The sequence below is a fragment of the Pseudoduganella sp. GW821-FHT11H04 genome (assembly GCF_058807935.1).
In genome coordinates, this window is sequence record NZ_JBXARE010000009.1 from 55762 (window position 1) to 77283 (window position 21522).

At 60.2% G+C, this 21522-nt stretch carries 25 protein-coding genes, 1 tRNA gene and 1 pseudogene; 12 read left to right on the forward strand and 15 right to left on the reverse strand.

From position 1 onward, the window contains the following. Window positions 1-13: 13 nt before the first annotated feature. Window positions 14-952, forward strand: a complete 939-nt coding sequence (locus AC1RTP_RS19455) for an MBL fold metallo-hydrolase (protein ID WP_498609635.1) — start codon at window positions 14-16, stop codon at window positions 950-952. Window positions 953-1053: 101 nt separating this feature from the next. Here AC1RTP_RS19455 and AC1RTP_RS19460 read toward each other — a convergent pair whose 3' ends face one another. From AC1RTP_RS19460 to AC1RTP_RS19470, 3 genes are all read right to left on the reverse strand, one after another. Next, window positions 1054-2109, reverse strand: coding sequence for an alkene reductase (locus AC1RTP_RS19460; RefSeq protein ID WP_498609637.1), 1056 nt, complete (start codon window positions 2107-2109; stop codon window positions 1054-1056). Then, window positions 2106-2414 carry an ArsR/SmtB family transcription factor gene (locus AC1RTP_RS19465; RefSeq protein ID WP_498609639.1) on the reverse strand — a complete coding sequence of 103 codons (309 nt, stop codon included), beginning with the start codon at window positions 2412-2414 and terminating at the stop codon, window positions 2106-2108. Before AC1RTP_RS19465 ends, AC1RTP_RS19460 begins: the two co-directional genes overlap by 4 nt. Before the next feature lie 80 nt (window positions 2415-2494). Further along, window positions 2495-2854, reverse strand: a complete 360-nt coding sequence (locus AC1RTP_RS19470) for a DUF1304 domain-containing protein (protein WP_498609641.1) — start codon at window positions 2852-2854, stop codon at window positions 2495-2497. Between the two features lie 123 nt (window positions 2855-2977). Between AC1RTP_RS19470 and sugE the strand changes: the two genes are divergently transcribed. After that, window positions 2978-3298, forward strand: a complete 321-nt coding sequence (sugE, locus tag AC1RTP_RS19475) for a quaternary ammonium compound efflux SMR transporter SugE (protein WP_498609643.1) — start codon at window positions 2978-2980, stop codon at window positions 3296-3298. On the opposite strand, the gene AC1RTP_RS19480 is transcribed toward sugE, so the two are convergent. Further along, window positions 3295-4083: a substrate-binding periplasmic protein gene (locus tag AC1RTP_RS19480; RefSeq protein WP_498609645.1), complete on the reverse strand. Its 789-nt coding sequence runs from the start codon at window positions 4081-4083 to the stop codon at window positions 3295-3297. The two genes, sugE and AC1RTP_RS19480, sit on opposite strands and share 4 nt — an antisense overlap. Window positions 4084-4122: 39 nt before the next feature. Beyond that, on the reverse strand, window positions 4123-5085 hold the full coding sequence (locus tag AC1RTP_RS19485; RefSeq protein ID WP_498609647.1) for a M14 family metallopeptidase: 963 nt from the start codon (window positions 5083-5085) through the stop codon (window positions 4123-4125). A 58-nt stretch (window positions 5086-5143) separates the two neighbouring features. Here AC1RTP_RS19485 and AC1RTP_RS19490 point away from each other — a divergent pair, with 58 nt between their 5' ends. Then, a complete protein-coding gene (locus AC1RTP_RS19490; protein WP_498609648.1) occupies window positions 5144-6310 on the forward strand; it encodes an acyltransferase family protein in 1167 nt (388 codons plus the stop codon). Here the strand turns inward: AC1RTP_RS19490 and AC1RTP_RS19495 are convergent. The 3 genes from AC1RTP_RS19495 to AC1RTP_RS19505 are packed head-to-tail and all read right to left on the reverse strand — an operon-like array spanning window position 6254 to window position 8231. Beyond that, window positions 6254-6721 carry a hypothetical protein gene (locus tag AC1RTP_RS19495; RefSeq protein ID WP_498609650.1) on the reverse strand — a complete coding sequence of 156 codons (468 nt, stop codon included), beginning with the start codon at window positions 6719-6721 and terminating at the stop codon, window positions 6254-6256. The genes AC1RTP_RS19490 and AC1RTP_RS19495 overlap by 57 nt on opposite strands. Before the next feature lie 23 nt (window positions 6722-6744). After that, a complete protein-coding gene (locus AC1RTP_RS19500; RefSeq protein WP_498609652.1) occupies window positions 6745-7614 on the reverse strand; it encodes a pirin family protein in 870 nt (289 codons plus the stop codon). Between the two features lie 17 nt (window positions 7615-7631). Beyond that, window positions 7632-8231, reverse strand: coding sequence for an FMN-dependent NADH-azoreductase (locus tag AC1RTP_RS19505; protein ID WP_498609654.1), 600 nt, complete (start codon window positions 8229-8231; stop codon window positions 7632-7634). A gap of 128 nt (window positions 8232-8359) precedes the next feature. Here AC1RTP_RS19505 and AC1RTP_RS19510 point away from each other — a divergent pair, with 128 nt between their 5' ends. From AC1RTP_RS19510 to AC1RTP_RS19520, 3 genes are read left to right on the forward strand one after another with little or no spacing between them, the layout of a single operon-like run. After that, on the forward strand, window positions 8360-9265 hold the full coding sequence (locus AC1RTP_RS19510) for a LysR family transcriptional regulator (protein ID WP_498609655.1): 906 nt from the start codon (window positions 8360-8362) through the stop codon (window positions 9263-9265). Beyond that, on the forward strand, window positions 9258-9989 hold the full coding sequence (locus AC1RTP_RS19515; protein WP_498609657.1) for a hypothetical protein: 732 nt from the start codon (window positions 9258-9260) through the stop codon (window positions 9987-9989). The genes AC1RTP_RS19510 and AC1RTP_RS19515 overlap by 8 nt, the downstream gene beginning before the upstream one ends. Beyond that, the gene (locus AC1RTP_RS19520) at window positions 9986-10429 is read left to right on the forward strand and encodes a DUF1579 family protein (RefSeq protein WP_498609659.1); all 444 of its coding nucleotides are present in this window, start codon (window positions 9986-9988) and stop codon (window positions 10427-10429) included. Before AC1RTP_RS19515 ends, AC1RTP_RS19520 begins: the two co-directional genes overlap by 4 nt. 7 nt (window positions 10430-10436) lie before the next feature. Here the strand turns inward: AC1RTP_RS19520 and AC1RTP_RS19525 are convergent. The 4 genes from AC1RTP_RS19525 to asd all read right to left on the reverse strand — a co-directional run bounded on the left by AC1RTP_RS19525 (window position 10437) and on the right by asd (window position 12480). Further along, window positions 10437-10506 (reverse strand) — tRNA-Cys (locus AC1RTP_RS19525). 226 nt (window positions 10507-10732) lie between these two features. Next, the gene (locus AC1RTP_RS19530) at window positions 10733-11002 is read right to left on the reverse strand and encodes a hypothetical protein (protein ID WP_498609661.1); all 270 of its coding nucleotides are present in this window, start codon (window positions 11000-11002) and stop codon (window positions 10733-10735) included. 46 nt (window positions 11003-11048) lie between these two features. Further along, window positions 11049-11534, reverse strand: a complete 486-nt coding sequence (locus AC1RTP_RS19535; RefSeq protein ID WP_498609663.1) for a hypothetical protein — start codon at window positions 11532-11534, stop codon at window positions 11049-11051. Window positions 11535-11628: 94 nt separating this feature from the next. Further along, window positions 11629-12480, reverse strand: a complete 852-nt coding sequence (gene asd, locus AC1RTP_RS19540) for an archaetidylserine decarboxylase (protein ID WP_498609664.1) — start codon at window positions 12478-12480, stop codon at window positions 11629-11631. 93 nt (window positions 12481-12573) lie between these two features. On the opposite strand from asd, the gene AC1RTP_RS19545 reads away from it, so the two are divergent. The 5 genes from AC1RTP_RS19545 to AC1RTP_RS19565 all read left to right on the forward strand — a co-directional run bounded on the left by AC1RTP_RS19545 (window position 12574) and on the right by AC1RTP_RS19565 (window position 17884). After that, window positions 12574-14712 carry a TonB-dependent receptor plug domain-containing protein gene (locus AC1RTP_RS19545; protein WP_498609666.1) on the forward strand — a complete coding sequence of 713 codons (2139 nt, stop codon included), beginning with the start codon at window positions 12574-12576 and terminating at the stop codon, window positions 14710-14712. Between the two features lie 202 nt (window positions 14713-14914). Beyond that, window positions 14915-15208: an H-NS histone family protein gene (locus AC1RTP_RS19550; protein ID WP_498609668.1), complete on the forward strand. Its 294-nt coding sequence runs from the start codon at window positions 14915-14917 to the stop codon at window positions 15206-15208. Window positions 15209-15269: 61 nt separating this feature from the next. Continuing rightward, window positions 15270-16556, forward strand: coding sequence for an amidohydrolase family protein (locus AC1RTP_RS19555; RefSeq protein WP_498609669.1), 1287 nt, complete (start codon window positions 15270-15272; stop codon window positions 16554-16556). Between the two features lie 6 nt (window positions 16557-16562). Then, the gene (locus AC1RTP_RS19560) at window positions 16563-17177 is read left to right on the forward strand and encodes an LON peptidase substrate-binding domain-containing protein (protein ID WP_498609671.1); all 615 of its coding nucleotides are present in this window, start codon (window positions 16563-16565) and stop codon (window positions 17175-17177) included. A 50-nt stretch (window positions 17178-17227) separates the two neighbouring features. After that, window positions 17228-17884, forward strand: coding sequence for an FMN-binding negative transcriptional regulator (locus AC1RTP_RS19565; RefSeq protein ID WP_498609673.1), 657 nt, complete (start codon window positions 17228-17230; stop codon window positions 17882-17884). Here AC1RTP_RS19565 and AC1RTP_RS19570 read toward each other — a convergent pair. Beyond that, complete coding sequence (locus tag AC1RTP_RS19570) at window positions 17871-18824, reverse strand: DMT family transporter (RefSeq protein WP_498609674.1); 954 nt, start codon at window positions 18822-18824, stop codon at window positions 17871-17873. The two genes, AC1RTP_RS19565 and AC1RTP_RS19570, sit on opposite strands and share 14 nt — an antisense overlap. A gap of 61 nt (window positions 18825-18885) precedes the next feature. On the opposite strand from AC1RTP_RS19570, the pseudogene AC1RTP_RS19575 reads away from it, so the two are divergent. Beyond that, a pseudogene (locus AC1RTP_RS19575) lies at window positions 18886-20134 on the forward strand (erythromycin esterase family protein). Here AC1RTP_RS19575 and AC1RTP_RS19580 read toward each other — a convergent pair. Together AC1RTP_RS19580 and trpS are read right to left on the reverse strand one after the other, a co-directional pair. Continuing rightward, window positions 20081-20389: a DUF1294 domain-containing protein gene (locus AC1RTP_RS19580; RefSeq protein WP_498609676.1), complete on the reverse strand. Its 309-nt coding sequence runs from the start codon at window positions 20387-20389 to the stop codon at window positions 20081-20083. The pseudogene AC1RTP_RS19575 and the gene AC1RTP_RS19580 sit on opposite strands and share 54 nt — an antisense overlap. Further along, window positions 20389-21408 (reverse strand): tryptophan--tRNA ligase, encoded by a 1020-nt coding sequence (gene trpS, locus AC1RTP_RS19585; protein WP_498609678.1) that lies wholly within the window; start codon window positions 21406-21408, stop codon window positions 20389-20391. Before trpS ends, AC1RTP_RS19580 begins: the two co-directional genes overlap by 1 nt. Window positions 21409-21522 lie beyond the last annotated feature (114 nt).

The following is a 21522-nucleotide window of genomic DNA, read 5'->3' on the forward strand; positions in this document are numbered from 1 at the left end:
TGAAAGAGATCCCATGATCCTGAACAAGCTCGCCGTACCTTTCGCAATTGCTGCTTTTGCCGGCGCTGCACACGCTGCCGCGCCAATGGCAAAGACTCAGGCGCCAGGTTTCTACCGCATGGCCTTGGGCGACTTTGAAGTGACCGTACTGAATGACGGCACCATTGACCTGCCGATGGAAAAACTGCTGCACCAGAAGCCTGAGAAGACCAATAAGGCGCTGGCGGAGAATTTCCTGAAGACTCCGGTGGAAACGTCGGTTAACGCTTTCCTGATCAATACCGGTTCGAAGCTGGTGCTGATCGATACCGGCGCCGGCAGCCTGTTCGGCCCAACCCTGGGCAATATCCTGAAGAGCCTGAACGCAGCGGGCTACAAGCCGGAGCAAGTGGATGAGATTTATATCACCCACTTGCACGGCGATCACGTCGGCGGCTTGGGCACGCAGGATAAGCCGGCTTTCCCGAACGCCGTGGTGCGCATGGATAAGCACGATGCGGACTACTTCCTGAGCAAGGCTAACCTGGAAAAAGCAGGCGCGGATGCGAAGGGTAATTTCCAGGGACCGATCAGCGCCGTGTCGGGTTATGGCGATAAGGTGAAGCCGTTTGAGGGTAATACTGAGCTGGTGCCTGGTGTGCATGCGACTTCAAGCTATGGTCATACGCCGGGGCATACCACGTATGTGGTGGAGAGCAAGGGGCAGAAGCTGGTGCTGATTGGGGATCTGATGCATAGCGCGGCTGTGCAGTTCCCGGATCCGAGTGTGACGATTCAGTTCGACAGTGATTCGAAGGCGGCGCTGGCGCAGCGCAAGGCGGCGTTTGCTGAGGCGGCGAAGCAGGGGTATTGGATGGGGGCGGCACACTTGCCGTTCCCGGGGATCGGGCATTTGCGGGTGGCGGGGAAGGGGTATGAGTTTTATCCGGTGAACTATTCGGTGCAGCGTTAAACCGGTAAACCAGTGTCAGACCCGCAGGGTCTGACACTTATACGCGGCGGCCGCGGGCCGAGGGTGTCGGACCCTGCGGGTCAGACTCCGGGGTACCGGTTTTAGGCCAGCGCCGGATAGTCGGTATAACCCTCAGCCGACGGCCCATAGAACAGTTCAGGGCGCTGCGCATTCAAAGCGGCCCCAGTCTGCAAGCGATAAGGCAAATCCGGATTCGCAATAAAATCCTTACCCCAAGCAATCGCATCAGCCCGGCCTTCCGCCAGCGCAGCCTGCGCACCCGCCACGTCAAACTTCTCATTGGCGATATACACGCCACCAAACTCACGCTTCAGCAACGGCCCCAGGGAATCATCCCCAACCGCTTCCCGCGCCGCGATGAACGCAATCCCGCGCTTGCCCAGCTCACGCGCCACATAGCCGAAAGTCTCGGATGGCGAAGAATCACCCATATCGTGCGCATCCTGGCGCGGCGCCAGGTGCATGCCGACGCGGTCCGCACCCCACACGCTGATCACGGCGTCGGTCACTTCCAGCATCAGGCGCGCACGGTTTTCAATGCTGCCGCCATACTGGTCGTTACGCTGATTGGTCGAATCCTGCAGGAACTGGTCCAACAGGTAGCCGTTGGCGCCGTGGATTTCCACGCCATCGAAGCCAGCTTTCTTCGCATTCTCAGCGCCTTTGCGGTAAGCCTCCACCACGCCAGCGATTTCAGCAAGATCCAGCGCACGTGGTACGGAGTAAGGACGGGCAGGACGCAGCAAGCTCACATTACCGTTGGCGGCGATCGCGCTCGGCGCTACCGGCGCCTGGCCATCGAGCAGGCTCGGATCGGAGATGCGGCCGACGTGCCACAGCTGCAGCACGATCTTGCCACCCTTGGCATGCACGGCCTCGGTAATGAGCTTCCAGCCTTCGACTTGTTCATCGGACCAGATGCCCGGGGTGTTTTCGTAACCAACGCCCTGCGGGGTCACCGACGTCGCTTCGCTGATGATCAGGCCGGCGGTGGAGCGCTGTGCATAGTACTCGGCCATCAGGGCATTCGGCACGCGCTTGCCGCCAACGGCGCGCGAACGGGTCAGGGGCGCCATGATGACGCGGTTTTTCAGGGACAGGGCGCCGATGGTGATGGGGGTGAACAGGTTGCTCATAGGGTATTCCTCTCATGCTCAATAAATTGCAGGATGACCTCCTCATTGCGCTTGAAGAAATTCCACTGGCCGACCCGCTGCACCGTCACCAGCCCGGCTTTCTGCAGGGTGGCAAGGTGGCCCGACACGGTCGATTGCGACAGGCCGGTCTGCTTGTCGATCATGCCCGCGCAGACGCCCAGCGACAGCGGGGCAAGTTGCTCGCTGAACCAAGCATCCGGCTCCTTGAGCCAGGACAGGATCTGGCGCCGGACCGGGTTGGCCAGGGCCTTGTGGATTGCATCAATGTCAATAGAAATGGTCATATTTCGGTGTTTCGCGATAAGTATATCGGAAATCTCCGATTCGAATATCGGTGCATGACGATGGAATTCAAGAGCTGATTTTAAGCGAAATGGTAGAGCGCCAGTGCCGCCACGGCCGGCACGGTCTGGACAAAGATGATGCGTTTGCTAACAGTGAGCCCGCCCCAGATGCCGGCAACGGCCACGCACAGCAGCCCATAGCAGACAAAAGCGGAACGCACGGCCGGATCGCCATGCAGCAGGCCCACGGACAGCGCAGCCACCAGGAAGCCGTTATAGCAGCCCTGGTTCGACATCGCCGGCTTGACGATGGCTGCTTTTTCAGCCGACAGCCCGAACACGCGGCGGCCGCGCGTATCGAAAAAGACGGTTTCCAGCAGCACGATATAGACGTGGATCAGCAAGACGATGGCAACGGCGATCTGCGCGAACAGCAGCATTGGGAGGCTCCCTGAAAATTTGGAGCCCCAATGATATACTGTCGGCCTTCTCCCGCGGGGACGACCTCGCCTAAGACCAGGGAGCCAGGCGGGGACGACCCCGTCATGACTCGGGAGAGCATCATGCATTGGATCGTCCTTTTACTCGCCGGCCTGCTGGAAGTTGTCTGGGCTGTCGGACTCAAATACACCGAAGGTTTCACTAAACTGGTGCCAAGCGCCGTGACCCTGTCCGCGATGGCCGGCAGCGTGGTCCTGCTTGGATTGGCACTGCGTGCGCTGCCGCTCGGCACCGCCTATGCCGTATGGACCGGCATCGGCACCGTGGGTACCGTCATCTGGGGAATCATGATGATGAATGAGCCGGCCAATGCCGCGCGCCTGGTGTGCATCGCCATGATCGTGCTTGGCATTGCCGGCCTGAAGATGCTGTCCCCGCACTAATCGCTGCGAGGGCCAACGCCCGATTCACCTGTCCAGCGTGCGTAGATGCGTGCCAGTTCGCCGCTGTCGCTAAGTTTCTTGACCGCGGCGACAAGCAGCGGCGCTGCCTGCGGCGGCGCTTTTTTGCTCACCCACAGGAACATGGAGTCTTCTTGCAGGATCGTCGGGATCAGCTTTACTTTGCCCTGCAGTCCTTGTTCGCGGACCAGCCAGTGCAGGGTCAATTCGTTCATATAAAAGTAGCGCCCGTGACCGGCCAGGATTTTCCTCAGGTTGGTTACGTTGCTGCCGGTACTGTCGTCGACTGTGATGCCGCGAGCACGCAACTGGTCGATATAGGCTGCCCCGCGGGAAGTCGTCACCAGCGCATTGATGCGGACCAGGTCGTCCAGCGAATTGATTTGGGCGGTATCGTCGGCTGCCGCCGCCAGGCGCTGGCGCGATATGTACAAGGGCTGCGGAATCGCGATGGCGATGTGACGGCGCAAAGGAGTTGAGACCAGGGCGCAGGCAATGTCCGCATGTCCAAGGCGCAGGTTCTGTTCGATCACCAATGCGGAGCGAATGTCCTCCAGGCCAGTGAAACGGATGCGCGGTTCAACGCGGGTAATGGCGGCAAGGATGTCGGGGCAGACGCCAGTGGAAGGCTGGCCTTCTTTCTGGATCCACTTGGGCGGCAGGCTTTCCTGACCGGTGACGCGCAATACAATATCGCTGGCGGCCGCCGTACAAGACAGGGCCGCAAGCAGCAGTGCGCCGAGCGCGGTAAGTGGGAATATTTTCATATTGTTTACCCCTTACTGCGATTTTAGAACTAACTTCTATCAGACGAAAGCGCCGCTCACTTTGGCGAGGTAAAACCATTCGGCATTTGGCTTTGCATTGACGTCGGGGAACAACATATATGCGTCAAACGGAGCCAGTACCGCACTGCCGTCCGCGCGTTTTCCGATTTCGTCACCAACTGTCAGTTGGTCGAAGCTGGACCAGGTGCGGCTGAAGGCATCGGCGGGATCGAGCTTGTCGTGCACTTCGACCATCGACAGGTATTCCATGTCTTCCAGTGCGATCGGCTGCGGCTTCGGCGCGTCGATCAGGCCGAAATGGGCCAGCACGTTCATGATGGCGCGGTAGGCGACGTCCGGTGCGTGCGGGGCGGCGTGCTGGCCGCATTCCAGGGTCAGCGCCATGCCGCCTGTGCTGCGCATGTATTCGGTGGTGCCGACGCCGTATTTCAGGACGGTCTCCACTTGGCTGTCATCACGCAGGCGGCGCTTCACGCCGGCGCCGTAGGTTGCCATCCAGCCGTCGACGAAACGCTTCACGCCGAGGATGCGGGCCATGGCGCGTTCTTCAGCTTCGTGCTTGAAGGGCTGCAGGGTGCCGTCGTTGTTGCGCGGGCCGACCATGACGAAAGGCTGGCTCTGGGCGTTGAAGGAATGCAGGTCGAGCAGGATCTCATGTTGGCCGAGCAGTGGGCACAGCCAGTTGGCAATGTGGTCTTCGAAGTCTTGCGGGTTCTCGTTCGGGAACAGGTTGCGGTTCAAGTTTCGGTCACCGGAGCGCTGGTTCTTCTGGTAGGCCAGCGGATTGGTGATCGGCACGAAGGTCACGCTGCCGTTCAGGATATGCAGTTCGCCTTTGTCCAGTTGCTCCATCACGCGCTGTATACCTTTGGTGCCGCAGGTCTCATTACCGTGCACGGCGCCGGTGATGATCAGGCGGCGGCCTTTGCCCTGGCCGGTGTAGTTGACAGATTTGAAATGCAGTTTGCTGGCGTCGGTCATGCTTTTCCCTTGTGGCGATTATAAGTGGCCAATATTCTAGCTCAGGTAGAATGCGCGCATGAATCGTACGTCCCGCAACAATGGCCTGGATACCCTGCGCGCACTGGCCATCATGCTGGTGTTTGCCAATCATTACCTGGGTTTTGTCAGCTTTGAACCGACCTTTGGCTGGTTCAGTGAGATTGGCTGGGCGGGTGTGGACCTGTTCTTTGCGCTTTCCGGTTATTTAATTGGTAACCAGGTGTTTGCTGCCTTGCGCGGACCGGGTTTGTCGCTGCCGCATTTCTATGCGCGCCGTTTGTTGCGCACATTGCCGGCCTTCCTGTTTGTGCTGGCGCTGTATGCGTGGTGGCCGTATTGGGCGGGCGGGCTTCAGCATGCGCCTTGGTGGAAGTACCTGACCTTCACACTGAATTTCAACCTCAAGCCGGGCACTTTGTTCTCGCACGCCTGGTCGCTGTGTGTGGAGGAGCAGTTCTACCTGCTGTTGCCGCCAATCGCGCTCGCTATTGCTGCCATTGCAAAGCGGGGCCGTGGCGTTGCGCTCGCGCTGGGTTGGACGGCGCTGTTGTCGGCGGTGGCGACCGGCATGTGGCTGCGCCACAGTTGGTGGACGCCTTCGATGGACCTCGGCGAGCATGGCAGCCGGGCGTATTACACCTTGATCTATTACTCCACGCTGACGCGCTTCGATGAGTTGCTGGCCGGCGTCGCCCTGGCAATGCTGCGCAATTTCCACCCGGTGCTGTGGCAGCGCCTGACGAGCCAAGGGAATGTGATGCTGGCTGCGGGCGCCGCCCTGACCGCGCTCGCATTCTGCCTATTCCGGGAATATCACTTCAGCTGGGGCATGTCGGTCTTCGGCTACCCGCTATTGGGCGTGGCGTTTGCCGCATTGCTGCTGGCAGCCCTCAGCGAAGGGTCGCTGCTGCAGCGGAACCGCATTCCGGGCATGGGCGCCATCGCTATCTGGTCCTATTCGATCTACTTGACGCATAAGCAGCTTTGCATCCTGCTCGCCGAACATTGGGCGCCAAACGAACCGGTGTCGATCGCGATCATGATCGCGGCGAGTATTTTCGTTGGATGGCTGTTGTATTTTGCGGTCGAAGCGCCGTTCATGAAGCTACGCGACCGCTTCGTCCCGTCCAACCAACGAAGTGCGCGCCTAGCTGCGCATCTCGATAACGTTGTCGTTGTGGGCGTCCGTCAGGAATGCGAATAGTGCCCGGACGCGGGCGGGCGCCTCGTAGCCTTCGGTCGTTTCGATGGCGCGGCGCAGGCCGGGCGTGACCTCCATGATGTACTGGCTGCCGTAGGCGCGGATCAACAGGGCGGCCAGTTGCGCCGCTTCCCGTTCGTGATTGCCGCTCAACCGGCGCCCGATCACGTCGATTAGCACGCGCTGCATGCGCGGCGTGGGATTCTCGATATGGGCAAAGACCAGCGGCGTATTGGCGATGGCGTCGCAGATGCGGCGCTCGATCTCGTCGGCCTTAGTGTCGGAAGGGATGTCGAAATACGCGCCCGCCCACCGGGTACGTGCGTACTGGTGGCCGGGCGGGAAGGAATCGGCGGTGTCGAAGCCGAGCGCGTGGCTCAGCTTCTTCAACCAATCTAGGACGATTGAGCTCATGGCGGCAATTGTACCGCCACCGCTCAGGCAGCGTGTGCTTCCTCGCCCAGCCGACCGGCGCGGAAGTCCTCGACGGCCTGGAAAATCTCGGCCTGCGAGTTCATCACGAATGGACCGTACTGCACGATCGGCTCATTCAGCGGCTTGCCCGACAACAGGATGAAGCGGCTGTCAGGGCCAGCCTTGATGGTCACACCGTCTGCACCTGCATTGTTAGCCAGGATCGCCATGCTTTGTGCCGGCACCGCCTTGCCATCCACGATCACCTCGCCGCGATAGGCGTAGATGAAGGCGTTATGGCCTTCGCGAATCGCCTGGCTGAAGCTTTCGCCAGCAGGCAGTTCCACGTCAACGTACAGCGGTTCCGTCACTTCGCGTTGCACTGCGCCCACCACACCCTGGCTTTCGCCGGCGATGACGCGCACCGCGGCGCCGTTTTCGGTCTTCACCACCGGAATTTCGGCGGCTTCGAAGTCCTTGTACCAAGGATTGCGCATCTTGTCCTTGGCCGGCAGGTTAAGCCACAGCTGGAAGCCTTCCATCAAGCCTTCCGCCTGTTCCGGCATTTCGGAGTGGATCACGCCGCGGCCGGCCGTCATCCACTGCACTCCGCCGCTGGCCAGCAAACCTTCATTGCCGGCGCTGTCGCGGTGCCGCATGCGGCCGGTCAGCATATAAGTGACCGTTTCAAAGCCGCGGTGTGGGTGGTCGGGGAAGCCTGCGATGTAATCGTTGGCTTGCTCCGAACCGAAATTGTCCAGCATCAGGAACGGGTCCAGGCGACGCTGCAGTGGCTGGGTCAACACGCGATTGATCTTCACGCCAGCGCCATCCATTACGGCCTGGCCGCGGATAATCCGTTCCACTGTGCGGGTTTGTGCGATGTTGTCCATGTCTTTTTCCTCTTTAATTAAGCCAGCAGTTCTTCAACGCGTGCATCGGCAGCGGCCTTCTGCTGTGCGGCCACTTCCGGACCATAGCCCTGGCCTTCGATGAACACATATTCCACGTCGGTCAGGCCGATGAAAGCCAGGAACATCTTCAGGTGCGGGAACTGGGTGTCAGTTGGCGCATCCTTGTGCATGCCGCCGCGCGAGGTGGCGACATAAACTTTTTTACCTTGCAGCAGGCCGAGCGGACCGTTTTCGGTGTACTTGAAGGTGACACCGGCGCGGGCAATCGCGTCGAACCAGGACTTCAGCTGCACGGTGATGCCGAAGTTGTACATTGGCGCGCCGAGCACGATCACATCGGCAGCCTGCACTTGGGCGATCAGGGCATCATCCAGGGCCACGCGGGCCACTTGTTCGGCAGTGCGCTTGTCGGCTGGGGTGAACAGGGCCTGCAGCGTCGATTCGTCCAGCACTGGGTGCGGGTTGGCGGCCAGGTCGCGAACTTCAACGGTGGCCCCTGGGGTGGCAGCCAGCAGTTTGTTCACGATGTTGGTAGCCACGCGGGTGGATTCGGAACCGGAGCTTTTTGCGCTGGAGTTGATTTGCAGGATGTTCATGGTTTGCTTCCTTTCGCTGTTTGGTTTGCAGTGCTGTGTGCGCTGCGTCGATGGAGTAACTATAGCGGTTCCATATTTGATCCAGAAGACGTTAAAATGGATAACATCGTGCCACTGATGGAACAATCATGACGGAAATCGACCCTGGCGACCTGCTTTTGTTCGCCCGAATCGTGGAATACGGCAGCCTGAGCCAGGTTTCGGAGAGGCTGCAACTGCCCAAATCGACGGTTTCGCGCCGTTTGACCCAGCTCGAGAGCCGGCTGGGCGAGCGCCTGCTGACCCGTACCACCCGCAAGCTGGTATTGACTGAATTCGGCGCGAGTCTTCTTGAGCACGCCCGGCGGGTAGCTGAGGAAACCGAGGCGGCCGGCGCGCTGGCCCAGCATCGCCAACAAGCGCCCAGCGGGCTGCTACGGGTATCGATGCCAGCTGACTTCGCCAACGTCCACCTGGCGCGGATCCTGCCGGACTTCATGGCCAAATATCCGGCCATCACCCTGGAGCTGGATTTATCGCCGCGCAAAGTGGACCTGGTGGCCGAGAATTTCGACCTCGCCATCCGTATGGGGATGTTGCCGGACGACGCGACGCTGGTGGCGCGCAAAGTGCTGATGTCCACATGGGGACTGTATGCTGCCCCGTCCTATACCGTCGTGCACGGCCTGCCTGAGCATCCGGACGACCTCTTCAAGCACGAATTGCTTAGCTTGCGGCGCATGGCGAATGGCCTGGTACACTGGTCACTCACGCGCGGCAAAACCACATGGGAGCGCGACCTGCCGGTGCGTTTGATGGCGAATTCACCAGAGCTGCTGACGCGTATGGCCGTGACCGGCATGGGCATCGCTACCTGTACCACGCCATTCGCTGCACCTCTCGTCGCGCGCGGCCAGTTGGTGCGCGTGCTGCCCGACTGGCACTTCCCGGCTGTTACAGGTTGGGCGGTCTTCCCTGGCCGCCGTCTGATGCCAGCCAAGACACGCGCTTTCCTTGATATGCTTGAGGCAAATTTCAAGGACCAAGATGGCTAGTGAATTCGCAACGCAATTGATTGCAGCAAGTGCCGAAAGGCGCTACGAGGATGCGCTCTGCATGATCCTTGAATCGTTCGCTGATGAGGAAGACTTATCGCGCCACTTCATCACCATGTTCGAGTGGTCCCGGCTGGTGCCGGAATACCCACCAGCGCGCGTAGCCATGCTGGCCGCGCGGGATGCGCAAGTCACGCGCTTGCTGGCGGGCGAGCACAATTTCGGGCCGCCGGAGATGCAATATTGCCAGTCCCGGCTTGCAGTGATCGTCGATTTTAATCAATCACTCTGCGAGGAGCTCGCGACATACGAGGTGTTTGCTCGGCTCCAAGCGATTGCGCCCGTTATGGCTCGACGGAACGCATTTCTGGCATTGCCCGCCGTTGTGGCCGCAGGCGACTACGCCTTGGCCGAGCAATTTCTCGAAGACCCGTTAAAGGATCTACCAAGGCTCAATGAAGTGGCGAGGTCACTTCCCTTATTCCCCGTGGGCCGCGCAGCGCCACACCTGGCGTCCGAGCTAATCAACTTTATAACCGACGTGCGCTTGTTGGTCACTGTGCTGGCTGGTACCGGACGGCAGCAGGAAGCCGATGCCTTGCACGACGCTGCGCTTGCTGGCATTGAAACTACCGATTTGCGTGAAATTGGCGCCCGTGAATTGGCCGAACCGGGCACCATCAGGCGTGAGCTGGTCGATCATCAGATGAAGGAATCTCCATGAATGTGCTGGAACTCTTTGCAGGCGAGTGGACGGGTGAAGACGATATCGCGCCATCCAAATGGGGCGAGGGTGGCAAGGCGAGGGCGTCGATTTCAGCGCGGCTCGAGTTCGACGGGCGCCTGCTGGTCCAGGACTGCAGCGCGAAGCGAGATGGCAAACCATGGTTCAAGGCTCATGCAGTGATAGCTTTCGACCAGCAGACTTCCGCCTTGAGCCTGCATTGGTTTGATAGCATGGGGTTCATCCCGGCCGAAGCCGCGCCCGGTCGGTGGGATGGCGAGGTGCTGCGCTTTGTGCGTTCGTCGCCGCGCGGACAGACTCGCCACACCTATACGCCAAACGGTCCGGATGCTTACGAGCTTGTCTTGGAGAGCTCGTTCGACTCGGGCGCCAGCTGGGTGCCAGTGATGACGGGTCGCTACTCGCGGGCGGGCGGTTGAGTTTTTTGAGTTGGGGCGGAATCGAATTGTCGTACACGGCTTTGCAGGCCGTTGCATAACCACTTTGCTACCCAAATGCTGCGCAAAACCGGTGCTAGGTCTGTCATTTGGACAGGTGAACCACTTCTTTGATGAATATCAATACGCGAAAAAGATGGAATTCGCATTTTGATTTTCATCAAATGATAACGCTAGCTGTCCAAATGACAGACCTGGCACCGAATCTGGTCTGGATGCTTACGAGCTTGTCTTGGAGAGCTCGTTCGACTCGGGCGAGAGCTGGGTGCCAGTGATGGTGGGCCGCTACTCGCGCGCAGCAGGCTGATGCACCACGACGACGGTCGGGACTGGCGCCGCCACAGTCGGCGGCGCATGGGGAACGGCATTATTCATCAGGAAGGCAACGACGGTTGTGAAAATCAACACAGTTGTAGCTGCGATACTCGCGCACCATTTGACCGTACTTACGATTGTTGCGCGCAGTTCGGCTTTGCCGTCCGCCACCGATTTCTGAATCAGGGTTTCGAGCTGCGCAAAACGGGCATCGAAGTACTCGCGGTCGCTAGTCGTCATATTGCCTCCACTAAGCCAGTTTAGACCAAAGGGCGACGGCACACCTTTATTCCTGCCGGTAGCCGCACAATTGGTTCAGGCAGTTGGCGCGGAAGGTGGCGCTGCCCAATCTCTGGAAGGTCGGTTTGCCGGGTTTGTACAGTCCTTTGCAGGACGAGAGAACGACCAGGTAGAGCCGCTCTTCGGCTTGCTGCGGAACCTTTAAGTCAGTGAACGTGGCTTGCAGTTTTCGTCCGGCCGGCGGCAGCGGAAGGTTGCTGTGCGACGTGGAGTGCAAGTGCTCATCATGTGCCAGGTTGTAGTCCGGCTCGTCATCGGCGTAATCGTACAGGCGCGCTTGCATCGCGCATTTGCCCGGCCGGGGTGGAGCTGTGAACGAGGCTGTTGCCGCAAATGGGACGTCACGTTCGAGTACTGCAGGTTCTGTGCTGACCGTGAATGGATGGGCGGTCCTGTTTCGCTTGGGATCGGGGATTTTGTCGCCAGCAGTGGCAATCAGAGGCAAGAACAGAAGAATGGCGAGCTTATGCATGGCTTCCTCCAAAAGGGATTTGCTCCCTTCACTCTAGGTGCTAAGCCATGCAAATCGTTTGCTGCGAACGCTCGCTTTGACCTGTGTCAAAGGATCACTTGAGATTGGCCATCATTTCGCCGAGGCGGACAGGGCCGGCGGGCTGCCATTGGTCGTTGAAGTGCAGGGTGTCTTTCGGGAACAGCATGACGACGGTGGAGCCAAGCAGGAAGCGGCCCATTTCTTCGCCTTTCTTGAACACGTACTCGTTCTTTTTGTAAGTCCACTCGGTCACTTTAGGCAGGCGCGGCGGGTTGACCACGCCGTGCCAGGTAGTAGCCATGCTGCCGACGATGGTCGCGCCGACCAGCACCATGACGAATGGACCGAAGGCGGTGTCGAATTCGCACACCACGCGCTCGTTGCGTGCGAAGAGGCCCGGCACGCCGCGTGCGGTGGTCGGGTTGACGGAGAACAGTTCACCCGGCACGTAGATCATGCGCTTCAGCGATGCTTGGCACGGCATGTGGATGCGGTGGTAGTCGCGTGGGCTCAGGTACAGGTTGGCGAAGCTGCCGTGCTCGAAATGCTTGGCGAGCGTCGCGTCGCCGCCGACCAGTGCGGTGGTGGAGAACTGGTGGCCCTTGGCCTGGAAAATCTGGTCGCCCTCAATCGCGCCGAATTGGGAAATGCGGCCATCCACCGGGCAGACGAAATCGGCCTTGGCCAGGGGGCGGGCGCTTGGCTTCAGCGCGCGGGTGAAGAATTCGTTGAAGCTATGGTAGCTGGCGATGTCGGAATTGGCCGCTTCGTCCATATTGACGTCGTATTTGCCTACGAACCAGCGGATCAGGCGGGTCGTCATTTCGCCGCCTTTGGCGCCCGCCACGCGGCCGGCGAAGTTGGTCAGGGCACCTTTTGGGAGCAGATATTGCGGCAGTACGGCAAGTCGGGACACGGTTGGCATTCCAAATATTTGAAGATGCCGAATTATATCCTTGCTACCGCCCGCGCCATAGGGTAGAGTTTCGCGCGAGAATCATTTACCTTTTTTGCAATAATGATCCGCCTGACACTCTTAGCAGCAGCCATCCTCGCGGCCACCCAGGCCATGGCAGAGGAAAAGAAGCAAGAACCCATCCAGAAAATCGAAATCAAAGGTGCGGCCGAAGCCTATAACCCGCGCAAGGACGATACCGCCAGCAAGATCATCGTCAGCGCCGACGAATTGAAACGCTATGGCGACCAGTCTATCGGCGATGCGCTCAAGCGCGTGCCGGGCGTATCGGTCGGGCCGGGCGGTAAAGATATCCGGATGCGCGGCCTGGGTAGCGGCTACACGCAAATCCTGTTGAATGGCGAACGGGTGCCGCCGGGATTCAGCATCGAGAGCCTGTCGCCGGATAGCATCGAGCGCATCGAAGTGATTCGTGCGGCGAGCGCGGAGTTCAGTACCCAATCGATCGCCGGCACCATCAATATCGTGCTGAAAAAAGCCGTAAAGGCGGCGCAGCGCGAATTCAAATTCGGTGTGAGCCGCAGCCGCGAAGCGACCAATCCGAACGGGAACCTGATGCTGTCGGATAAGGACGGCAATTTCTCGTATTCCGTTAATCTTAGTGGCGGGCGCTATGAGTTCGACCGCAATTTCGACAGCGACCAGGAGCAGCTTGACCTGGCGGGCGATCCAGTCATGCAGCGGCGCATGCTGGTGTGGGACCGCGGCCATGCGCGCAGCCTGGAACTGGCGCCGCGCCTGAACTGGAACCTGGACAACGGCGACACGCTGACGTCGCAGTCCTTTATCAGCCGTTCCATCTTCAAAAGCACCATCGACCGCGATTACGACGTGGAAGTTGGTCCAGCGCCCTTCTTTATTGGCGAGCACACGATCAATGTGAATAAGAGCCTGTTCGCGCGCACGGACCTGAACTGGGTGCACAAGTTTGGCGAGGGAGCCAAGCTGGATGCCAAGATCGGCGGCCACCGCCGGCGTTCCAACGGCACCTGGTACGAAACCGACAGGCATACGGACAACGAGTCCTTGCAGCACGATGTCTACAGCGGCGCGCGCGAGTGGGGCATGAGCAGCACCGGCAAGTTCTCCGTGCCTTTGGGCAGCGACCAGTCGCTGGCCGCCGGCTGGGAAATCGGCTACACAGACCTGAATGACTGGCGCAACCAGCGCGACCTGTTCATCCCTGCCAATACGCGTGATGACAAGGACGAGGGCTACCAGGCATCGCTGCGCCGAGCAGCCTTCTTCACGCAGGACGAATGGAATATCAACAAATCCTGGTCGGTCTATGCAGGCCTGCGCTGGGAAGGAGTGAACACGCGCAGCTTTGGCCCTGGCTTCGAACCGGTGAATAACCGCAGCAGCGTGTGGAGCCCGGTGGCGCAAACGCTGTACAAGCTCCCGAACGGGAAGGACCAGCTGCGCGCCGCGTTGACCCGTACTTACAAGGCGCCGACGCCAAACAACCTGTCCGGCCGTCGTTTCACGTCGGCTAATAACAGCCAGCTCGAAACCGACTGGATCGGCAACCCGAACCTGAAGCCCGAACTGGCGACCGGCATCGACGCGTCCTACGAACATTATTGGGGCGAGGGCGCGCTATTCAGCGTGGCCGCTGCCTCGCGCCGCATCAATAACTACACGCGCCGCAACGTCTTCCTCGATGACACGGGGCGCTGGGTGGCGACCATGATGAATAATGGCCGAGCCGACGTGCGCAGCCTGGACGTGGAAGTTAAATTCCCGATGAAGGCGGTGATGGCAAACGCGCCGGCACTCGACGTGCGCGCCAATGTCAGCCGCAACTGGTCGCGCATCGATACGGTGCCGGGCCCGGATAACCGTCTGGACCAGCAGGTGCCGCTGACTGCCAACGTTGGCCTCGACTATAAAACTCCCGACGGCATATGGAGCATGGGCAGCAGTTTTAATTTCCGCGCCGGCGGCAATGTGCGAAATGATGTTGACCGTTATAGCTGGTCGACAGTTTCTCGCCAGCTGGATGGCTATATTGCGTGGAAACTGGACAGCAAGTCCCAACTGCGATTCTCCGGATGGAATTTGCTGGCGCAAGATGGCCAATACATGACAAGGTATGACACTGCGGCTGGAAAAATGTCCACGGTATCGACCAACTATGGTGCGCGTAATTATCGCTTGCAACTCGAGATGCAGTTCTAAGTTAATAGGATGATGTATAACCGGCCAGGCTGGTTTTTAAATTAGCAATGAAATAAAAAGCGCCGCACGTCAAATGTGTGGCGCTTTTTTTTTAATATGGTTAAATTATGTAGATAAAATCATCGCAACTATGGTACATTGCGGGGAAGAAATCTCACACATTGTCACACTTTGACTTTTCATACACTTAGGGTAATAAGAGATGACCACCTACCAGGAATACCAGGCAAAAATTGCCGAATTGCAAAATCTGGCCAACGATGCGCGTAAAGCCGAAATGCAAAAGGCAAAAGAGCAGATCTGGTCCATCATGCGTGAATATGATCTGACCGCTGCTGATCTCGGCCCGGCTGCCAAGAGCAATAAACCAGTCAAGCCACGCGCCCGTGTGCCAATGAAATACCAGGACCCAGTGTCCGGTTCCCAGTGGACCGGCCGCGGCCGTGCACCGAAATGGTTGGAAGGCAAGAAGAAGGAAGACTTCCTCATTAAATAAGCCAGTCACGGCAAGAGGGGCGGATTAATATCCGCCCTTTTTCTTTTTATACGGTGAGAATATGTCGCGCTTAGCTTTGCGTCCGCTGCTGGCGGCTTTACTTTTTTGCGTGGGAGCCTCTGCACTGGCGGCCGGGCCGATATTGCTGACACCGGATCGTGTATGGACCGGTGAAGGGGCGGCGCACGGCGGCTGGTCGGTATTGGTGGTCGATGGCAAGGTGGCTGCCGCAGGTCCAAGCGCGGGGATTGCCGTTCCAGCCGACGCCGAGCGCGTCGCCTTGCCGGGCAAGACTTTGATTCCCGGCCTGATGGACCTGCATTCACACGTGCTGCTGCATCCGTATAACGAGACCAGCTGGGACGACCAGGTGCTGAAGGAGCCGGAAGCCTATCGCGTATTGCTGGCCGCGCGCCATGTGCAGGCGCAGTTGCAATCCGGTTTCACTACTTTGCGCGACCTGGGTTCGGAAGGTGCCGGCTATGCCGACGTGTCGGTCAAGCGCGCCATCGAAGAAGGTGTGCTGCAGGGGCCACGACTGTTCGTTGCCACGCTGGCGATCGTGGCCACTGGCGGCTATGGGCCGAACGTGAAATCCTACCGGCCGGACATGCATTTGCCTGTCGGTGCGCAGGAAGCGACAGGCGTCGATGAAGTGGTGAGGGCGGTGCGCGAGCAGGCGGCCCACGGCGCCGACTGGATCAAGGTGTACGCCGACTACCGCACCGGGCCTGATGGTTCGGCGCGCGCCACTTTCAGCCAGCAGGAGCTCGATGCGCTGGTTGCAGCGGCCCACGGTACGGGACGGCGCGTCGCGGCGCACGCTGCGACCGACGAAGGCATGCGGCGTGCGGTGCTGGCAGGTGTGGACACCATCGAACACGGCTACGGCGGGAGCGAAGCCACCTTCAAGCTGATGGCTGAACGCAAGGTTGCCTATTTCCCCACATTGGCTGCGCCGGAAGCGACCAGCGAGTATTTCCAGAAGCATGTGCGGGGCGGTGCGCCGACGCCGTCCATGCAGGCTGCGGCCCAGGCTTTCCAGCGGGCGCGCAAGGCTGGCGTGACGATTGGCCTGGGAAGCGACGTTGGTGTGTTTGCGCACGGCGGCAGCGCGCGCGAGGCGGAATGGCTGGTCAAATTGGGGATGACCCCGACCGAGGCAGTGCGGGCTGCAACCGTGGTGAATGCGGCGGTGCTGGACCGTGCCGCTTCGCTGGGACAGGTGAAGCCTGGCTACCTGGCCGACCTGGTGGCGGTGGAGGGCGATCCCACCGCCGATATCGGCGCTTTGTACCATGTCGGCTTCGTCATGAAAGGCGGCATTGTGGTCCGAAACGTGCGATGATGAAGTATGTCCGCGATTCCACTATTCCCGTTGCAAACGGTGTTGTATCCGGATGGGTACCTGCCATTGCAAATCTTCGAGGTGCGCTACCTCGATATGGTGAAGCGTTGTATCGAGCATAAGGAAGATTTTGGCGTGGTCGCCCTGGTGCAGGGCGATGAAGTGCGCAAGCCGGACCAGCATGAAACCCTGTGCGCGGTGGGCACTATGGCCCATATCGGCGAATGGAAGGCGGTGATTCCCGGCCTGATGCAGCTGCGCTGCAGCGGGCGCCAGCGCTTCCGCATTGTCTCCGCCGAACAGTTGAAGCATGGCTTGTGGATGGCTGAAGTGTCGGCCATCGACGACGACATGAACGTTCCCATTCCCACCGACCAGCAGGATGTGGCCGACAGCCTGGGCATGTTGATCCAGACTTTGCAGGAGCGCGGCGTGCCCGCAGCGCAAATGCCGATGCAGGCGCCGTACCGCTTGCAGGAGGCGGGCTGGGTGGCCAACCGCTGGTGCGAACTGCTTCGCCTGTCGCTGGCGCAGAAGCAGCTGCTGCTGGCGCAGGAGAATCCCGTGCTGCGGCTGGAGTTGGTGCAGGACGTCATGGTCGAACATGGCCTGCTGAATTAGGACATCGCTGGCCCTATGCACGGTTTTGCGCGCCGGGCTACACTGGGTGCATGTACCTTCCTACTCCATTCGCTGAAGACCGGCTTGAGGTCAAACATGGGCTGATCCGGGCGTATCCGCTCGGGATGCTGATCATCCCTGGCGCCGCACCGACGGCCGACCTGATTCCCTTTGCGCTACACCCCGGCGAGGGCGATGCCGGCCTTGGCGTGCTGCGCGCCCATATCGCGCGCGCCAATCCCGCCGCGCGCGCCCTGGCCGCAGGCGGCGAATGCCTGGTGGTGTTCCAGGGACCGGAGGCCTATATCAGCCCAAGCTGGTATGCCAGCAAGGAGATCTCGCACAAGGTTGTGCCGACCTGGAATTACGCCATGGTGCAGGTGCGCGGCGCCGCGCGCTTGGTGGAAGATGCAGCCTGGCTGCAGCGCCAGATTCGCAGCCTGACGTCGCAGCAGGAAGCCGGCTTGTCGCAGTCCTGGGAAGTTGACGATGCGCCGGTAGAATTTGTCGAAGGCCTGCTGCGTGCAATCATCGGCATTGAAATCCCGATTGCTTCCATCGTCGGCAAATGGAAGGTTAGCCAGAATCGCAGCGACACCGATATGGCGGGCGTCGTGGCGGGGCTGCAAAAGGAAGGCCGCGGCGCCAGTGCCGCGGAAATGGCGGACTGCGTAGAAGCGCGCCGCCAGCCGGTCAAGCCGGACTGAGTTCTTCTTCCTGGGCGTGGACGTGCATCGACCACGTCACGCCCGCAATCAGCAGCAAGATGGCCGCGATTTCCAGCGGGCGCGGGAACTGCTGCTTGTAGATAAAACCGTACAGCAGCGCAAACAGGGTCTCGAACAGGATCAACTGGCCGGACAGGGTAATCGGCACACGGCGGCTGGCGACGTTCCACAAATGGTTGCCAATGACCGAGGCGCCCAGTGCGAGCAGGCTATTGCAGATCCAGAACAGCGTCCAGTCACGACCCGATGCTGCGCCGGCCACACCTGTCACGTCGCCATGGAAGATGGCAAAGGCAATCGCGCCGATCACCAGCGCAATCAGGCCGCTCGACAAGCCATATAACGCCGACCATTCGGCGCTGCTGTAATGCGGATTGCGTTTGAGGTAGCGCGCGTTATCCAGCGTGTACCAGGACCAGCAAAGCAGGGCGCCCGTCGCGCACAGCACGCCAATAACGGTGTTGGCGAGCGATGCGCCGGCAGCGGCAGCATGCTGGAATACGTCGATATTGATGCAGGCGATGCCGCCAGCCGTCACCAGCAGGGGCATGGCCAGTTGGCGCAGCGGAACGGCGCCATGGTCATTGCGCCCCATCAGCGTCACGGCAATCGGCAGCACGCCGATGATCAGGGAAGTCGGCGCGACGCCGGCCAGCTTCACGCCGAAGGCCAGGAACATGTAGTAGACGATATTTCCCGCGAGGGCATGGCGTACGAGCGCGAAATAGTCATCGCGCTCGAGCCGGCCGCTCAGGTTGCGGAGGCGCGGCAGCATCAACACAAAGGCGATCGCGCCGTAGGCGACATAGCGGCCGACCGCCATTTCCAGCGGCGTAAAAGACGACAGCAGCTCCGGCACAACAAATACCATGCCCCACACAGCGCCCGCCAGCAGGCCGCATACAACACCAATCCACATGCAATATTTCCTCATTTAAACCTGCGACAGTTTCGCACAGCTTGCGATATCTTGCTCAATCATGGACAAGACCTTGATCGCCGCGTTGCAGCACGAGGCGCGGCCACTGGAAACTGCGGAGGATTTCGACTACCTGCTGGACTGCATCGGCGATGCCACATTAGTGCTGCTCGGTGAGGCCACGCATGGTACCCGCGAGTTCTACCGCCTGCGCGCCGACATCAGCAAGCGGCTGATCGTCGACAAGGGCTTTGACGCCATCGCAGTCGAGGCCGACTGGCCGGACGCACTGTGCGTCAGCCGCTACGTGCAGCAAGGCGGCGACGATATCAGTGCCGATCAGGCTTTGTCAGGTTTCAAGCGCTTCGCGCCGCTGCGGTTTCTTCGGCCTGGATTTGTGCAGCCTTCAGCAGTCGATGCACGCGGTGATCGACTACCTCGACCAGGCTGATCCGGCAGCGGCCGCCCGCGCGCGCCAACGTTACGCCTGCATCGACCATTTTGCCGAGGATCCGCAGCGCTACGGCTATGCCACCAGTTTCGGCATGAAGCCAGACTGCGAGGCGGAGGTGCTGCGTCAACTGGTCGACATGAACCGCTTGGCGAATGAACAGCTGCCCACAGGCATTGTGCCGGACGAATTTTTCTACGCCCAGCAGAATGCGCGCGTCACGCGCAATGCGGAGGTGTATTACCGCGCCATGTTCAAGGGGCGCGACGAATCGTGGAATGTGCGCGATTCGCATATGGCGGAAACGCTGCAAGCTCTACGCGAGCACCTGGGCCAATGCATAGGCCGCCCAGCGCGCATCGTGGTGTGGGCGCACAATTCCCACCTGGGCGACGCGCGGGCTACCGAGATGGGCGCACACGGAAAGTTGAATCTGGGGCAGCTGGTGCGCGAGCGTTATCGACCGCAGGACAGCTTCCTGCTTGGCGTCACCACGCATGCCGGCAGCGTGACGGCCGCCAGCGAATGGGACGGACCAGCGGAACTGAAATCGGTGGTGCCATCGCGGCCCGACAGTGTCGAGCATGTACTGCATTCAGTCGGCAAGGGAACGTTCCTGTTGCCGCTGCGTGGGCGCGACAGTGCGCTGGCGCGGGCCGATGGGCGCTTGCTGGAACGTGCGATAGGCGTGATTTACCGTCCCGATACGGAGCGCATGAGCCACTACTTCTTCGCCGACGCCGAGCGCCAGTTCGACGCCCTGGTCCACGTGGATCGCAGCACGGCGCTGGCCCCGCTCGAACGGTCAGCCTTGGGACGGCATGGCGAACCGGCCGAGACTTACCCATCCGGCCTGTAGCGCGACGATCAAGGCCAGGTTGACGAACACAGTGAGCCAGAACTTGATGAGGAAGGAAGTCTTGGAGGATTTGTGGCGCAGCAGCTGTTGCGCCGCCAGCCCGCCGGGCCAGCCGCCGGCAAGGCCCAATAGGAGCAAGGTGCGCTCCGGCGTCCGTCGGCGGCCTTGACGGGCAGCCGATTTGTCCAGCGCGTAAGCAATGAAGCATGCAACGCTGGCCACGGCATACAGCGCAGCCAGCGCAATTGCTGACATCAGAAGTAAGACAGGCCCAGTGCGGCCTTCACTTCATCGGTGGTGCGGGCAGCGACTTCACGGGCGCGCATGGTCCCTTCCTTCAGCACTTGCATGATGTAGCCCTTGTCTTGTGCCAGTTCTTCGCGGCGGGCGCGGATCGGGGCCAGCATGTCCTGCAGCACAGCTTCCAGGCGCTTCTTGACGACCGAATCACCCAGGCCGCCGCGCACGTAGTGGTCTTTCATCTCTTGCAGGCTGGCTTTCTCGGTATCGAAAGCGTCCAAGTAGATAAAGGCGACGTTGCCTTCCAGGTGGCCAGGATCGGACACTTTCAGGTGCAGCGGATCGGTGTAGACCTGCTTCACGGCGGCAGTAATCTCGGCAGCGCTGGCGCCCAGGTTGATCACATTGCCCAGCGACTTGGACATCTTCGCCTTGCCGTCGATGCCAGGCAGGCGGCCCACTTCCGGCACCACAGCCTTGCACTCGACCAGGATTTCCTTATTTACCAAGCGGTTGAACTTACGCACGATCTCGTTGGTCTGCTCGATCATCGGGATCTGGTCTTCGCCGACCGGCACGATGGACGCCTTGAAGGCCGAGATATCGGCGGCTTGAGAAGCAGGGTAAGTCAGGAAGCCGGCAGGGATGTCGCGCTCAAAGCCGCGCAGCACGATTTCCTGCTTCACAGTCGGATTACGCTCCAGGCGGGCGACGGTGACCAGGTTCAGGTAATAAAAAGTCAGCTCGGCCAGTTCCGGGATCTGGGACTGGATCAGGATGGTTGACTTGGCCGGATCGATGCCGCAAGCCATATAGTCCAGCGCCACTTCCACCACGTTACGGTGCACCTTATTGGTGTCGTCCATATTGTCGGTCAGCGCCTGCGAGTCCGCCAGCATGATGAACTGCTTGTAATCGTCCTGGTAGGAGACACGGTTGCGCAGGCTGCCGACGAAATGGCCGAGGTGCAGCGGACCGGTCGGACGGTCGCCGGTCAGGATGATTGGTTTAGCGTTGGAAGCTGGCTGGCTCATGGGGTTCTTTCTGCTTGCCCCTATCGATTGCGCCAAGAAAAACGCCACCTGATCGAGGCGGCGTTGATATTAAAATCACATCACTTTTCAGTGGCCGCGTAATGTCAGCGGCGC